The sequence below is a fragment of the Streptomyces sp. CNB091 genome (assembly GCF_000377965.1).
This window is the reverse complement of the sequence record NZ_KB898993.1, coordinates 1-15,177: the sequence shown is the minus strand read 5'-3', so window position 1 is coordinate 15,177 and position 15,177 is coordinate 1. Positions and strand designations below refer to the sequence as shown.

Annotated in this window: 11 protein-coding genes; 5 read left to right on the top strand and 6 right to left on the bottom strand. The window is 71.9% G+C overall.

Annotated elements, in window-relative coordinates; translation table 11 throughout:
• Positions 1–34 precede the first annotated feature (34 nt).
• The 3 genes from D581_RS0108245 to D581_RS0108235 all read right to left on the bottom strand — a co-directional run bounded on the left by D581_RS0108245 (position 35) and on the right by D581_RS0108235 (position 4,316).
• Positions 35–2,443 carry an endonuclease/exonuclease/phosphatase family protein gene (locus D581_RS0108245; RefSeq protein ID WP_018956763.1) on the bottom strand — a complete coding sequence of 803 codons (2,409 nt, stop codon included), beginning with the start codon at positions 2,441–2,443 and terminating at the stop codon, positions 35–37.
• A gap of 189 nt (positions 2,444–2,632) precedes the next feature.
• Positions 2,633–3,712 (bottom strand): glycoside hydrolase family 5 protein, encoded by a 1,080-nt coding sequence (locus D581_RS0108240; RefSeq protein ID WP_026290327.1) that lies wholly within the window; start codon positions 3,710–3,712, stop codon positions 2,633–2,635.
• A 208-nt stretch (positions 3,713–3,920) separates the two neighbouring features.
• Positions 3,921–4,316, bottom strand: a complete 396-nt coding sequence (locus D581_RS0108235; protein WP_018956761.1) for a VOC family protein — start codon at positions 4,314–4,316, stop codon at positions 3,921–3,923.
• A 128-nt stretch (positions 4,317–4,444) separates the two neighbouring features.
• Here D581_RS0108235 and D581_RS0108230 point away from each other — a divergent pair, with 128 nt between their 5' ends.
• The 3 genes from D581_RS0108230 (at position 4,445) to D581_RS0108220 (ending at position 8,246) form a co-directional block, all read left to right on the top strand.
• On the top strand, positions 4,445–5,944 hold the full coding sequence (locus tag D581_RS0108230; RefSeq protein WP_018956760.1) for an MFS transporter: 1,500 nt from the start codon (positions 4,445–4,447) through the stop codon (positions 5,942–5,944).
• Complete coding sequence (locus D581_RS0108225) at positions 5,941–6,978, top strand: glutathione S-transferase family protein (protein WP_018956759.1); 1,038 nt, start codon at positions 5,941–5,943, stop codon at positions 6,976–6,978. Before D581_RS0108230 ends, D581_RS0108225 begins: the two co-directional genes overlap by 4 nt.
• 131 nt (positions 6,979–7,109) lie before the next feature.
• Positions 7,110–8,246: a winged helix DNA-binding domain-containing protein gene (locus D581_RS0108220; protein WP_018956758.1), complete on the top strand. Its 1,137-nt coding sequence runs from the start codon at positions 7,110–7,112 to the stop codon at positions 8,244–8,246.
• 48 nt (positions 8,247–8,294) lie between these two features.
• Here the strand turns inward: D581_RS0108220 and D581_RS0108215 are convergent, their stop codons facing one another.
• Positions 8,295–9,137: a response regulator transcription factor gene (locus D581_RS0108215; protein ID WP_018956757.1), complete on the bottom strand. Its 843-nt coding sequence runs from the start codon at positions 9,135–9,137 to the stop codon at positions 8,295–8,297.
• A gap of 132 nt (positions 9,138–9,269) precedes the next feature.
• Here D581_RS0108215 and D581_RS0108210 point away from each other — a divergent pair, with 132 nt between their 5' ends.
• Both D581_RS0108210 and D581_RS0108205 read left to right on the top strand, forming a co-directional pair.
• Entirely contained in the window at positions 9,270–10,946 is a 1,677-nt protein-coding gene (locus D581_RS0108210) for an AMP-binding protein (protein ID WP_018956756.1), read from the top strand.
• A complete protein-coding gene (locus tag D581_RS0108205) occupies positions 10,943–12,550 on the top strand; it encodes an AMP-binding protein (protein WP_018956755.1) in 1,608 nt (535 codons plus the stop codon). The genes D581_RS0108210 and D581_RS0108205 overlap by 4 nt, the downstream gene beginning before the upstream one ends.
• A gap of 27 nt (positions 12,551–12,577) precedes the next feature.
• On the opposite strand, the gene D581_RS0108200 is transcribed toward D581_RS0108205, so the two are convergent.
• Together D581_RS0108200 and D581_RS0108195 are read right to left on the bottom strand one after the other, a co-directional pair.
• Positions 12,578–14,383 (bottom strand): SpoIIE family protein phosphatase, encoded by a 1,806-nt coding sequence (locus D581_RS0108200; protein WP_018956754.1) that lies wholly within the window; start codon positions 14,381–14,383, stop codon positions 12,578–12,580.
• Positions 14,384–14,671: 288 nt separating this feature from the next.
• The gene (locus D581_RS0108195) at positions 14,672–14,869 is read right to left on the bottom strand and encodes a hypothetical protein (RefSeq protein WP_018956753.1); all 198 of its coding nucleotides are present in this window, start codon (positions 14,867–14,869) and stop codon (positions 14,672–14,674) included.
• Between the last annotated feature and the right edge of the window lie 308 nt (positions 14,870–15,177).

Here is a 15,177-nt window from a genome sequence, read left to right as displayed (position 1 = left end):
CCCGGTCCGCCCCGCCGGGGGCTGCGCCGTCATGTCAGTGCCAGGAGCCGCCGACCTTGATCCGCACCACCTGCGGGTCGTGGTCGCTCGCCTGGTCGGCGAACTCGGCGTTGATGTGCACCACGTCGTAGTCGGGGCGCCGGACGCCGGGGCTCGTCAGGATGTGGTCCAGCGTCTGCGAGTTGCCGTCGAAGACATAGCTGTACCGGTCCGACGGGGGAAGCGTCGTGATCAGCGGCTTGAGCGCCCCGTTCCTGGTCAGTGCCTTCATCGTCGGAGAGAACTCGAAGTCGTTGATGTCCCCGAGCGTGATGACCCGCGCGGATTTGTCCGCCTTCAGCAGGGAGGCGACGAAGGCGTTGACCTCGGCGGCCTGCTGGATCCGCTGGGTCTCCGAGGAACGCGTCGGCTCCTGGTGTCGGCCGTGCAGCGGCTGGTCACCGCCCTTGGACGCGAAGTGGTTGCCGATGACGAAGACGGGCCTGCCCCGGAAGACGAACTCGCCCACCAGCGGCTTGCGGCTGTCGTCCCATGCCGGGCTCGCCGGGTTGATCCGGCCCGGGGAGGCGGAGAGCTCGACGCCCTTCCAGGTGTCGACGGCGCGTACCGGCGTGGTCGCGTCGCCGCCCGCGCGGCCGGTGAAGGACACCCGCTCGGGGTTGTAGAGGAAGACGTTGCGGATGTTGCCGCCGGGCTGGCCGCCGTCCTCGTTGTTCTCGGGGGCGATGTAGCGCCAGGCGTAGCGCGGCCCGCCCTTCGCGACGATCGCGTCGGCGAAACGCTTCAGCGTCGCCTCGGAGCCCACCGTGCCGTCGTTCACCGCACCGTTGTCGTCCTGGATCTCCTCCAGCGAGACGATGTCGGGGGAGGACAGGTTCACCGCGACGCCCTCGGCCAGGGTGTCGAACTTCGCCTGGTCGTCGCCCGCGTCGAGGTTCTCCACGTTGTACGTGGCGACCGCCAGCTCGTTCTTCTTCTGCTTGCGGGTCACCTCGCGCCGCAGCTTGTTGTCGACGACCGTGCCCAGCGCGGTGGCCTGCACGTTGTATCCGCCGTAGCTCGCGTAGTCGAGTACGCCGGTGGTGCGGCCCTCCAGCACGTCCCCGACGTTCGCCGTCGGGACCGGCCGCGCCGGGTCCAGCGACATCACCTTGAGGCGGCCGGTGTTCTGGTCCTCGTACGAGGCGTAGCGCGTGCCGCCGCGCCGGGTCGGGTTCTCCCGCGGCTTCACGGTCACCCAGATCTCGTCGTACGCGGTCGTCGCCCCGGTCACCCGGGTGTCGGCGAACTCGACCCGGGAGCCCTCCAGCGCCTCGTACAGGTCCAGGGCGTACCGGGACGGGTCCAGGGGCAGCGCGTCGATCGCCCCGCCGCCCGCCGAGGGCACGTAACGGCCGGGCACCGAGCGGGCGTCGAGGACGACCGGGGCGGGCAGCGCGTTGCCGGAGGACAGCACGGTGGTGCGGGGCGCGGTGATCTGGGTGAGGGACTGGGTGCCGGTGCCCGGGTAGTACTCGGCTACCTTTCCGCTGACCAGGACCGCGTCGCCGGCCTTTACGGCGGGCGCGGTGGACCCGGTGTAGACGAACAGGCCCTCGCCGGTGCGCGCGTCGCCGTCGGGGGCCGTGTCCTGGATCCAGAAGCCCCGCGAGCCACTGGCCCGCACTCCGGTGACGACGCCCGGGACGCCGGTCACCGCCGTGCCGTCGAGCGGGGAGACCCGGGTGGTGCCCTGGATGTCGTGGATCCGTACGTCGCCGGGCTCGGTGGGGCCGGGCTCCTCCGGCTCCTGCCCGCCGCCGGACGTCTCGCCCTGGGCGTTGACCGGCGTCGGTGCGCCCGCGGCGAGGTCGGCCGCGTTGTCGTCGGTGTCGGCGAGCGAGGCGGCCCGCGCGACGGACGCGGTGGCCGACGCGCCGGGGACCGGGCCGCCGCCCTCCCGGACGACCGCGGAACCGTAACCGACCAGGTCGACGATCCGGGTGTCCGCCGCACAGTCCGCCGCCGACTTGCAGGTGAGCGGGGCCGTTCCGGAGACCAGGGCGACGGTGCCGCTCCCCGCCGCCATGGAGACCGTGCCGGTGGCGTCGGCGGTGGGCAGCGCGACGGTTCCACCGGTGCCCGCGGCCTGGGCGACGAGGTAGCGGCCGCGGGGCGCGATCGACCCGGACAGCTCGGAGACCTGCCACCGTGAGCCGGCCGACGGGCTGCCCGGCAGGTACTGGACGCTGAGGCCGCCGACCTCGAAGGGCGCTGAGCCGGCGTTGGCCAGCTCGACGAAGTCCCGGGTCAGCGTCGCGCCGGAGTTGCCCCCGCCGCCGTACACCTCGGAGATGACGGCGGTGGCCGACGGGGCCGCCTGGGCGGCGGGCAGGGCGGTCACCGCGAGAGCGGCGGCGACGGCGCCGGTCAGCAGAACGGAACCGGATCTGTGTATCTGCACGGGAGGTGCCCCCAACTGAACTGAGTAGGAGGGGCAAAAGCTATGCGCGTAGAACAGGCATGACAAGGCGTTGGAGGTTAATTCCGGGCGTATCCCGGGTGAGCACCGCGAACCGGCGCCCGGTGCGGTCCGGGGGAGGACCGCACCGGGCGGGTCATGAGCGTGTGCGTCCCGGCCGGACGGCCGGGGTCACTGGCGGATGCGGTCGCGGATCCAGACCCCGGCCTCCTTCAGGACCCCGGTCCCCGTCCAGTTGGTCCCGTCGCAGGTGCCGGTCTTGAAGACCGCCCCGGAACGGTGGTCGTCGGAGTAGTTCCAGTTGGTCCACGAGATCTTCTTGCGCTTCATCAGGTCGAGGTAACGCTGCGACATGGCGAAGTCGTTGGCACCCTCGCCCGCGTAGTTCTGCGTGCCGAACTCGGTGACGAACACGGGCAATTTGTTCGAGGCCCGGTCGAGCGCGCTCAGATACTCCTCGCGGTGCGAGGCCGCGTAGAAGTGGAAGGTGTACATGATGTTCGAGGCGCGGACGGGGTTGTTCACGACCTCCGACTCGTCGGAGCCCTCGGAAACACCGAAGGAGGACCAGGCGCGCGTCCCGACCAGGACCACCGCGTCGGGGTCCTGGGCCCGGATCACCGGAATGATCTGCTCGGCGTACGACTTGATGCGCGACCAGCTCACCCCCGAGGGCTCGTTGGCGATCTCGTAGAGCACACCCGGGTGGTTCCTGTACTTCTTCGCCATCGCCGTGAAGAAGGTCTTCGCCCGCGCCAGGTTGGCGTTCGGGTCGCCCGGGGAGAGCATGTGCCAGTCGATGACCGCGTACATGCCGCGTGCGTGCGCCGCGTCGACGAACTTCTGCGCACGGGCGGTGAATCCGGCCGGGTCGGTCTCGTACCCGCCCTCCTGTACGTAGGTGGAGACGCGCAGTACGTCGGCGCGCCAGTCCTGGGCCAGGGCGTTGAGCGATCCGTCCGTGACGCACTGGGCGTACCACTGGGTGCCGTGCGTGCTCATCCCGTTGAGGGCGACGGCCTGGCCGGAGTCGTTGCAGAGCTGGCGGCCGCAGACGGAGAGCTGTCCGTTGGCGGCGAGCGGGGTGGCGGCGGTGGGGGAGACGGGGGCCGGGGCGGCACCCGCCCGGACGGGAGCCATGAGTGCGGTGACGACACCGAGCGCGGACGCGGCGAGCAGGGCCTTGCGGGCCATTCCGCGTCGGCCGGTCGTGGGGGTGGAACCGGTGGGGGGAGTGGTGCGCTGGTGCATGGTGGTGCTCCCTTCGGAGGGGGTGGGAGGCGCCATGTCGGCAGAACTGAAAGTAAAGCTTCCTTCCAATTGTCGTCAACAGCGTTGGGAAACTTTCCTGCCTATTAACGCGCTTGGCGGAAGGGCCTGTTGGGACCTTCCGCCGAGCGCGCTCCCTTGTGCGCCGATATGCCCGTGTCCCGTTTCTCGCCCGGCCCTCCCGGACCGCTCAGCCCTGGGGCAGCGGGTAGACCGCCAGCGAGAACGAGTGGCCCGCCGGGTCCCCGTACACCCTCACGTCCCGGGGGCCGCTGTTGCTGTCGCCGGTGTCGACGGGCCGGGCCCCCAGCCCGATCGCCTCCCGCTCGGCCTCGTCGATGTTCTCGGAACCGACCAGGATCCGCAGATGCGCCTGCTGCGAGTCCTCCGGGCGCGGCCAGCTCGGCGGGGCGTAGCCGTGGTCGCGGCGGATCGCCAGCCGGACGCCGTCGTTGCCGACGATCTCGACGAAATCGGGGTCGGAGCCGATCCGTATCTCCGCGTCGAGCAGAGCCGCGTAGAACTCGGCCAGTTCGATGGGTTCGGCGCAGTCAAGGACGAGGACGCTCGTTTTCTCCACAGTCATGCGGGAACCAGTACCCCCACCGGGCGCTGCCACGCCGCCACGGGCCCGCCCGGGAATCCGGAATCCGGGCCACCGGTGCGGACGCGTCCCGGATGAGGAATCACCCCACGCGACCTAAGGTGCGAACCATGGCACGGAGCGCGGAGCATCCCGGGCCGGCCGGCGGCGACGCCGCCCCGGACGGACCCGACCCCCGGCGTTGGCGGGCCCTGGCCGTCTGCCTGGTGGCGGGCTTCATGACCCTGCTGGACGTCTCCATCGTCAACGTGGCCCTTCCCTCAATCCGGGAGGGCCTGAACACCCCCGAGTCCGACCTCCAATGGGTGCTCTCCGGCTACGCCCTCGCCTTCGGGCTCTTCCTCATCCCCGCCGGACGCCTGGGCGACGCGCGGGGCCGCCGGGCGGTCTTCATGGCGGGGCTCGCCCTCTTCACCCTGGCCTCCGCCGCCTGCGGGGCCGCCCAGTCCAGCCTGTGGCTGGTGATCGCCCGCCTGGTGCAGGGCATCGCGGGCGGTCTGATCTCCCCACAGATCTCCGCCCTGATCCAGCAGATGTTCTCCGGGCGCGAGCGCGGCCGGGCGTTCGGCATGTTCGGCACCGTCGTCGGCATCTCCACCGCCGTGGGTCCGCTGCTCGGCGGCCTCCTCATCCAGGCCGCCGGACCGGACCACGGCTGGCGCTGGGTCTTCTACGTCAACCTCCCGCTCGGCGCCGTCTGCCTCCTGCTCGCCCACCGGCTGCTCCCGGACACCCCGTCGGCCGGCCGGGTGAGGCCACGCGACCTGGACCCGGTGGGCGTCGCCCTGCTCGGGGCCGGACTGCTCGCGCTGCTGCTGCCGTTCGTCCAGGCCCAGCAGTGGCCCGGAAACGGAAAGTGGCTGCTGCTCGTCCTGGCCGGGGCCCTACTGACCGCGTTCATGGTCTGGGAGTCGCGGTGCACGGGCGGACGCACCCACCCGGTCCTGGACCTGTCGCTGTTCCGGCTGCGCACCTACTGGCTGGGCTGCCTGCTGATCCTGCTCTACTTCGCCGGGTTCACCTCGATCTTCTTCGTCACGACCCTCTACCTCCAGTCCGGTCTGGGCTACTCCGCCCTCCTGGCCGGACTCGCCATCACCCCCTTCGCCCTCGGCTCCGGCGTCGCCGCGTCCATCGGCGGCCGGCTCGTCGGGCGCTTCGGCCGCCCCCTCGTGGTGGCGGGCCTGGCCATGGTCGCGCTCGGCCTCGCCGGCACCGCCCTCGCCGTCCACCTGGTCCCCGGCACCGGCGCGGGCTGGGCGATGGCCGCCCCGCTGCTCCTCGCCGGAATCGGCAGCGGCCTGGTCATCGCCCCGAACCAGACGCTGACCCTCGCGGAGGTCCCGGTGAACCGGGCCGGCAGCGCCGGGGGCACCCTGCAGACCGGCCAGCGGGTCGGCTCCGCGATCGGGATCGCCGCCGTCGGCGCCGTGTTCTTCGCCCAGGTCGGCCCGGACGGCTGGGCCGACGCCTACGACCACGGGCTCGTCGTCTCCGTCGCCTTCGTCCTGGCCGCCCTGATCGTGGCGCTGGCGGAGGTCGGAGCCGACCGACGGGGCAGACGACGCACAGCACACGAACCGAACGAAGCATCGAGGAGCGCGGCATGAGCGACACGACAGCGGACAGCGCCGGGAGCGACGGCAACACCTCCTACGGCCACAAGCCCTTCAAACGGTCCCGGAGCCACTTCGCCGACCGGATCACCGCCGACGGACGCGACGGCTGGCCCGTGGAGCCGGGCCGCTACCGCCTCGTCGTCAGCCGCGCCTGCCCCTGGGCGAGCCGCGCGCTGGTCTCCCGGCGGCTCCTCGGCCTTGAAGAATCGCTGCCGCTCGCCGTGGCCGACCCGATCCAGGACGACCGCAGCTGGCGCTTCACCCTCGACCCGGGCGGCAAGGACCCGGTCCTCGGCATCCACTATCTGAGCGAGGCCTACGACGCCCGGGAGCGCGGCTATCCCGGAGGCGTCAGCGTGCCCGCGATCGTGGACGTACCGAGCGGGAAACTGGTCACCAACGACTACCAGCGGATCACCCTCGACCTCGCCACCGAATGGACCGCCCTGCACCGCCCCGGCGCCCCCGACCTCTACCCCGAACCGCTGCGCGACGAGATCGACGAGGTCATGGAGGGCGTCTACCGGGACGTCAACAACGGCGTGTACCGCGCGGGGTTCGCCAGCTCCCAGGAGGAGTACGAGGAGGCGTACGCCGCCCTGTTCCGCCGCCTCGACCTCGTCTCCGCCCGCCTCGCGGACCGCCGCTACCTGGTCGGCGACACCATCACCGAGGCCGACATCCGGCTCTTCACCACCCTGGTCCGCTTCGACGCCGTCTACCACGGCCACTTCAAGTGCAACCGGAACAAACTGACCGAGGACCCCGTCCTGTGGGGTTACGTCCGCGACCTCTACCAGACACCCGGATTCGGCGACACGGTCGACTTCGACCACATCAAGCGGCACTACTACCAGGTGCACACGGGCATCAACCCCACCGGCATCGTCCCCGCCGGCCCCGACCTCTCCGGCTGGACCGCTCCGCACCACCGCGAACAACTCGGCGGCCGCCCCTTCGGCGACGGCACACCCCCGGGCCCGGTGCCCCCGGGCGAGCGGGTCACCCCGGTGGCCGCCGCCTGACCGGGGCTCCCGGCGCACGGGTCCGGCGGACGTGGACGCGCGCCCGTCACCCCTTGGGCGCGTCCGGCGGATCAGGAGGACCGGGTCCTGGCGGACCGTAGCTGTCCGCAAGCCCCGGTACCGTGCGGACCATGGCAGCGAAGACGCACCGCACCGCCGCACAGCCCACCGTCCTCTCCGCGCGGGCGCTGAACCGGGCGACCCTGGACCGACAGCTCCTGCTGCACCGGTCGCCGATGTCCGCGAAGGACGCCGTCGCCCACCTCCTCGGGCTCCAGGCCCAGAACACCAAGCCCCCGTACTTCCAGCTGTACGCCCGGCTCGCGGACTTCGACCCCGAAGAGCTTTCCGCCCTGATGGCGTCCCGCGAGGTGGTCCGGATCGTCACCCTCCGCTCCACCCTCCACACCCATACGGCGGACGACGCGCTCACCCTGCGCCCCCTGGTGCAGGCCGCGCGCGAGCGGGAGCTGAAGACCTTCCGGCGAGGGCTGGCAGGAGTGGACCTGGACCGGCTCGCCGCGGTGGCCGAGGAGCTGGTCGTGGAGCGCCCGCGTCCGGTGAAGGAGCTGCGGGAGGAGCTCCTCGCCCGCTGGCCGGACGCCGACCCCCTCGCCCTCACCGTCGCCGCCCGCTGTCTGCTGCCCCTGGTCCAGGTCACCCCACGTGGACTGTGGGGACGCGGTGGACAGGTCGCCCTGACCACCGTGGAGCACTGGCTGGGCCGGCCCGCCGAACCGGTGCCCGCACCCGACGCCACCGTGCTGCGCTACCTGGGCGCGTTCGGCCCCGCCTCGGTGATGGACTTCCAGTCATGGGCGGGCCTCACCCGCACGAAGGAGGTCTTCGAACGGCTCAGGCCCCGGCTGCTCACCTTCCGGGACGAGAGGGGCGTCGAGCTCTTCGACCTCCCGGACGCCCCGCGCCCCGACCCCGGCACCCCGGCCCCGCCGCGCCTCCTGCCCGAGTTCGACAACCTTCTCCTCGGCCACGCCGACCGCACCCGGGTGATTCCCGCGGCGAACAAGGGGCGCAACGGGGTCGGCAACCAGGCATACGGGTCCGTGCTGATCGACGGTTTCTTCGACGCGGTCTGGCGCGTCGAACGCGAGGGCGCAACCGCGATCCTGACCGTCCAGCCGCTGCGGAGCCTGGTCCGCGCCGAGCGCGCGGAGATCACCGAGGAGGCGGCGCGGATGCTGACCGTGATGACGGACGCGACGGACCACGACGTCCGGTTCGGCACGTTCCTGGACTACGGCGACTGAGCCCTGCGGCCCCGTGGCCCCGTGTGCCCGCAGGTCAGGGGGCAGGGGTCAGGGCAGCAGCCCCGCCCGGCGGGCCGCCACCACGGCCTCCAGCCGCGTGTGCGCCCCCAACTTCCGCATCGCGGACCGCAGATACCCCTTCACCGTCTCCGGCCGCAGCCCCAGCCGCTCGGCGGCGGCCGCGTTCGTCGCGCCCGCCGCCACACACGCCACCACGTCCACCTCGCGCGGTGCGAGGCGGACCTCCCGGGCCGCGGGCACCTTGGCCCCCGCCGCCGAGGCCAGCCGCCCGCAGACGTCCAGCAACTCGTCGCGCAGGGCCGGGTCCAGGACCCTCGGGACCAGTGCGCGCAGTTCGCGGTGGGCCTCGCGCACGTCCTCCCAAACGCCGGGCGCCGTGTCCGGATCGGTCACCTGCTCCCGGCCCGCCGCCAGCAACCGCCGCACCTCGTCCCGCACCGCGAGCGACTGCTCCACGTCACGGGCCGCCGCCACCACCGCGTCGAACGTCCGGTCGCCCAGCGTGACCGGCGTGCGCAGCGCCCCGTACAGCACGCCCCGCACCGAACGCCGTACGACGACGGGGACCGCGACGACCGAGCGCAGCCCCTCCGCCGCAACCGCCGCGTCGTACTCGTGGCTGATGTGGCGCGAAGAGGCGTAGTCCGTCACGGCACAGGGCCGGGACAGCGCGATGGCCTTGCCGCCCAGACCGCTCCCGGCGGAGATCACCAGCCCCCGCAGCGCACTGGTCTGCGCCCCGTTCAGCTCGGCGATCCGGGCATGGCGCGCGTCGGACAGCAGGCCGCCGAACACCACGGGAAGCCCGCTCGTGCGGCGCAGCCTCAACAGCGCGGCCTGCATCTCGACCGCGTCGACCGGTTCCGGCACTCCGACGTCCTCCCACCCGGCCCGTGCCGCTCTCCCCCGCACGGGGGAGCGGACCACCCCCGTCCGGGGGTGGTGAGACCTGGGTCACTGTTTACATGATGTTAGGCGACCGGTCCGTAATGAGGAGGGCACATGTCGGCAACCAGCGCTACCGAGACGTTCCGGGCCGCCCGGGACTTCCTGCTGGAGCACCGCGAGGACTACGAGCGGGCCTACGCGGGCTTCCGCTGGCCCCGTGCGGACCACTTCAACTGGGCCCTGGACTGGTTCGACGTCATCGCCGAGGACAACGACCGCACCGCCCTGCACATCGTGGAGGAGGACGGCCGGCGCACCGAGGTGTCCTTCGCGGCGATGTCGGAGCGCTCCGACCGGGCCGCCAACTGGCTGAAGGGACAGGGCGTACGGGCGGGCGACCGCGTCCTGGTGATGCTCGGCAACCAGGTCGAGCTGTGGGAGACCGCCCTCGCCGCGATGAAGCTGCGCGCCGTCGTCATCCCCGCCACCCCGCTCCTCGGCCCCGCCGACCTGCGCGACCGCGTGGAGCGCGGCCGGGTGCGCCATGTGCTGGTGCGGGACGCGGACACCGCGAAGTTCGACGAGGTCCCCGGGAACTACACCCGGATCGCGGTCGGCGAGGAGGTGGCGGGCTGGCTGCCGTACGCGGGAGTGGCCGAGGCGTCCGCCACGTTCACACCGGGCCGGGAGACGGACGCGGACGAGCCGCTGATGCTCTATTTCACCTCCGGCACCACCGCCAGCCCCAAGCTGGTCGAGCACACCCATGTGTCCTACCCGGTGGGCCACCTGTCGACGATGTACTGGATCGGGCTCAGGCCGGGCGACGTCCATCTGAACATCTCCTCGCCCGGCTGGGCCAAGCACGCCTGGTCCAACCTCTTCGCCCCGTGGACGGCCGAGGCCACCGTCTTCATCTTCAACTACACCCGCTTCGACGCGGGCCGCCTGATGGCCGAGATGGACCGCTCGGGCATCACGAGCTTCTGCGCCCCGCCGACCGTCTGGCGCATGCTCATCCAGGCCGACCTGAGCCAGTTGCAGGCCCCGCCGCGCGAGGTCGTCGCGGCCGGTGAGCCGCTGAACCCCGAGGTCATCGAGACGGTCCGGCGGGAGTGGGGCGTCACCATCCGCGACGGGTTCGGCCAGACGGAGACCGCCGTCCAGGTCGCCAACACCCCCGGCCAGCTCCTCAAGACCGGCTCCATGGGCCGGCCGAGTCCCGGCTTCACCGTCGAACTGCTCGACCCGGTCACCGGCCGGCCCGGGGCGGCCGAGGGCGAGATCTCCCTCGATCTGGCCGACCACCCCGTCGGCCTGATGACCGGCTACCACGGCGACCCGGACCGCACCGCCGAGGCGATGGCGGGCGGCTACTACCGCACCGGGGACATCGGCGCACGGGACGCGGACGGCTACATCACCTATGTGGGCCGCGCCGACGACGTGTTCAAGGCCTCCGACTACAAGATCTCCCCGTTCGAGCTGGAGAGCGCCCTGCTGGAGCACGAGGCGGTCGCCGAGGCCGCCGTCGTGCCCGCCCCCGACCCGCTTCGCCTCGCCGTCCCGAAGGCGTACGTCGTACTGGCGGAGGGCTGGGACCCCGGGCCGGACACCGCGAAGGTCCTCTTCGAGCACTCCCGGGCGGTCCTCGCCCCGTACAAACGCATCCGCAGGCTGGAGTTCGCGGAGCTGCCCAAGACCGTGTCGGGCAAGATCCGCCGCATCGAACTGCGGGAACGCACCGCCCTGGGCTCCGGCGCCGAGTTCGACGAGGGGGACCTCACATGAGCACCCAGTCGTACGCGCACGGCGTCGGCGACACCGCGCTGCTCGGCGACACCATCGGCCGCAACCTCGACCGGACGGCCGCGGCACACGGCGACCGCGAGGCGCTGGTCGACGTGGCCTCGGGCCGGCGCTGGACGTACACCGAACTCATCGCGGAGGTCGACGTGCTGGCCCGCGCCCTGATGGCGTCGGGGGTGGCGAAGGGCGACCGGGTCGGCATCTGGGCGGTCAACTGCCCGGAGTGGGTGCTCGTTCAGTACGCCACGGCCCGGATCGGGGCCGTCATGGTCACCATCAACCCCGCCTACCGCGCCCACGAGGTGGAGTTCGTCCTCCAGCAGGCCGGCGTCTCCCTGCTGGTCGCTTCCCTCTCCCACCGCACCAGCGACTACCGCGCCCTCGTCGAACAGGTCCGGTCCGCCTGCCCCGACCTGCGCGCCGTCCACTACATCGGCGACCCGACCTGGGACGAGCTGACCGCGGCCGCGCCCGCCGTCACCCGGGAGCAACTGGCCGCCCGCGAGGCGGAGTTGTCCTGCGACGACCCGATCAACATCCAGTACACCTCCGGCACCACGGGCTTCCCCAAGGGGGCGACGCTCTCCCACCACAACATCCTCAACAACGGGTATTTCGTCGGGGAGACGATCGCGTACACGGAGGCCGACCGGGTCTGTCTCCCGGTCCCCTTCTACCACTGCTTCGGCATGGTGATGGGCAACCTCGCCAGCACCTCGCACGGCGCCTGCATCGTGATCCCGGGTCCGTCCTTCGAGCCCGCAGCCGTGCTGACCGCCGTCCAGCAGGAGCGCTGCACCTCGCTGTACGGCGTGCCCACCATGTTCATCGCCGAGCTGAACCTGCCGGACTTCGCCGGGTACGACCTCTCCTCGCTGCGCACCGGGATCATGGCCGGTTCGCCCTGCCCGGTCGAGGTGATGAAGCGGGTCGTCGCCGAGATGCACATGGCCGAGGTGTCCATCTGCTACGGGATGACGGAGACGTCCCCGGTCTCCACCCAGACCCGTCGCGACGACGACCTGGACCGCCGTACCGGCACGGTGGGCCGCGCGCTGCCGCACATCGAGGTCAAGGTCGTCGACCCCGTCACCGGCGTCACACTGCCGCGCGGCACCGCCGGCGAGCTGCGCACCCGCGGCTACAGCGTGATGCTCGGCTACTGGGACCAGCCCGACCGCACCGCCGAGGTCGTCGACGCCGGCCGGTGGATGCACACGGGGGACCTCGCGGTGATGCGCGAGGACGGATACGTCCAGGTCGTCGGCCGGATCAAGGACATGATCATCCGGGGCGGCGAGAACGTGTACCCCCGGGAGATCGAGGAGTTCCTGTACGGCCATCCGAAGGTCGCCGACGTCCAGGTGGTCGGGGTGCCGGACGAGCGCTACGGCGAGGAGATCCTGGCCTGCGTCATCCCCAGGGACCCCGCCGACCCGCCCACCCTGGAGGAGATCTCCGCGTACTGCCGGGAGCGGCTCGCGCACTACAAGATCCCGCGCAGGCTGCGGATCCTGGAGACCTTCCCGATGACGGTGAGCGGGAAGGTCCGCAAGATCGAACTGCGCGAGGCGTACGCGGACTGAATACTCGGCGCGAGACCGGGCCCACCGCTATGAGCTGCGGTCCGAGACCGAGGACGGCATGTTCTGTTCCGCCCAGACCACCTTGCCGGTGACCGTGCGGGACGAACCCCAGCGGCGGCACAGCATGTTGATGAGCTGAAGGCCCCGTCCGCCCTCGTCGCTGAGGCCCGCGTGCTGGATCTGGGGCAGGTCGGGGCCGGTGTCCGACACCTCCACGACGAAGCGTTCCCCGCGCAGCAGCCGCAGCTCGCCGGGGCCGTTCCCGTAGCGCAGTGCGTTGCCGACCAGTTCGGAGACGACGAGCTCCGAGACGTCGGCGAGTTCATCGAGCCCCCATGCGGCGAGCTGGCCGGTGACGAGACCACGGGCGACCGAGGCGGCCCGGCCGTCCTGCGGCAGCTCCCACACCCGCAGGTCCCCCGCCGGGACCGCGGCGCTCGTGGTGACGAGGAGCACCGCCTCGTCGAACCGGGCGGCGGCGGCCGGGGCGCGCTCCACCAGACCGCCCTTCTCCAGCGACCCGGGCGGCAGGCTCAGCGCCGCCGCACGCAGCCGGTCCAACTGGGCGTCCACGTCCTCGTCCCGGGACTTGATCAGGCCGTCCGTGTACATGACCAGGTGGGCGCCGTCCGGGACGCGCAGCCGCAGGGGGTCGTACGGGATCACGCCCGCCCCCAGCGGCGCGCCGGTCGGCACCGGGACGAGTTCGGCGGCGCCCTGCCCGTCGAGGAGCAGCGGCGGCAGGTGCCCGGCGCTCGCCAGGGTGTAGGAGGAGTCGGCGGGGTCGTAGACCGCGCACAGGCAGGTGGATACCTGCTCGTCCTCCAGGTCGCGGGTGGCCAGGTCGAGCCGGGCGAGGATCCGCTCGGGGGCCATGTCCAGGGTCATCAGCGTGCGGGCCACCGTCCGCAGGCGCCCCATGGTGGCGGCGGCGGGCAGCCCGTGCCCCATCACGTCGCCCACCATCAGGGCCGTCCGTCCGCCGGGCAGGGCCATCACGTCGTACCAGTCCCCGCCCACGCCGTGATACGCCGCCGCGGGCGCGTACTCGGAGTGCACCAGCAGGCCCGGCGTCGCCGGGGTGACGCGCGGCAGCAGGGAGCGCTGCAACGAGACGACGTGCTCGCGCTCCCGCCCGTACAGACGCGCGTTGTCGATGAAGACCGCCGCCTTGGAGGCGAGCTGCTCCGCCAGCGCCAGGTCGGTGGTGGAGAACGGCGGGGTTCCGCGGCCGCGCACGAAGTCGGCGCTGCCGAGCAGCAGCCCACGGGCGATCAGGGGCACGGCCAGGTAGCTGTGCACGCCGGCGGCACGCAACTGCGCGGCGGCGCTCGCGGTGGGTGCGACGTGGATGAAGTCGTCGTCGCGCACCCTGCTCAGCAGCACCGGCTTGCCCTGCCGGAGGACGTACCGGTGGAGCAGCGTCTCGTGCGACTGCTCGGCGTGCACGAAGATCTCGCCCACCGGGGTCGGCTCCAGGTTGGAGAGCTCCTCGATGGCGCACAGCGCCGTGGCCCGCATCTGCGGGACGCCGGGCTCGGTCTTCCGGGAGCCCTCGTCGCCCCGCAGGATGCTCTCGAGGATGTCCACGGCCGCCCCGTCGGCGAAACTGGGCACGGTGAACTCGGCGAGTTCCTGTGCGGTGCGCTCCAGGTCCAGGGTCGTGCCGATGCGGGAGCTGGCGGAATTCAGCCAGGCGAGACGGCTGCGCGTGGTGAACCGGTCCGGTGGCAGGACGCCTCTGCTCCGGCGGAACCGCACGTTCGCGCCGGCCGAGCGCCGCCCGGCGGAGCCCCGGCCGGGCAGGCGCCGTCTACCACTGCCGGCGTTCACTCTTCCGCCTCCAGAGAGGATTCGACGCCTCTTGGTGCCCAGTGTGCACCGGAAACGTCTGCGGCACCTCCGGGTACCCCTGATTGGCTCACTGTGCGGGGACGGTGCCCCGACACCCGTTCCCGGCCCTCCTGGTCCGACTCCCGGATTCGACTTCCACGACGAGGTTATGAGCGTTGGCGACCGACCGCTACGGTCACGACCTGTGGACGAGGACGGCGCCGATTCCTTCTCCTGGGGCGGAAGGTCGAAGAACAAGCTGAGCGGACGGAGCGTGGCAGGGGCGGGTCAAGCGGCTTCGATGATGTCGGGGCCGCCCCGGGTCGCCGCCGCCCACTCGATGAGCAGCACTTCGTAGGTCGCCGCCTCCACCTCGGACCAGTCCTGTCCGGAGGCGTCGACGAGGGCGCGGATTGCCTCGTTGGCGTGCTCGGCGGCGGGCGCGGGGCGGTCTGCGGGGCGGGAGCTGTCCGGGAGTAAAGCCATGCGCACAGCTTACGTGCCACCACTGACATTGATGCTGGTACTCAGGTCCCGGTGGTCGTGGCTCGACCACTGACTGACGCCCTGCTGGGCTGTCCTCGTGCTGTTCTGTCCGGCTGCCGGGACCTGTTCTCATGGCTCCGGCCGGGCGGAACATGACCTGATAGGAGCTTGGTCAGAAGCCCCCTCAATGTCCTGTCTGCGCCACCCGGCCGGCGCCCACCTTCGGCTGGGAAGGCAGCATCAGCATGACATCAGCGATCGAGGACGACACCGCGGACCAGGACGTGTTCGGCGGCGTCGACTCTCAC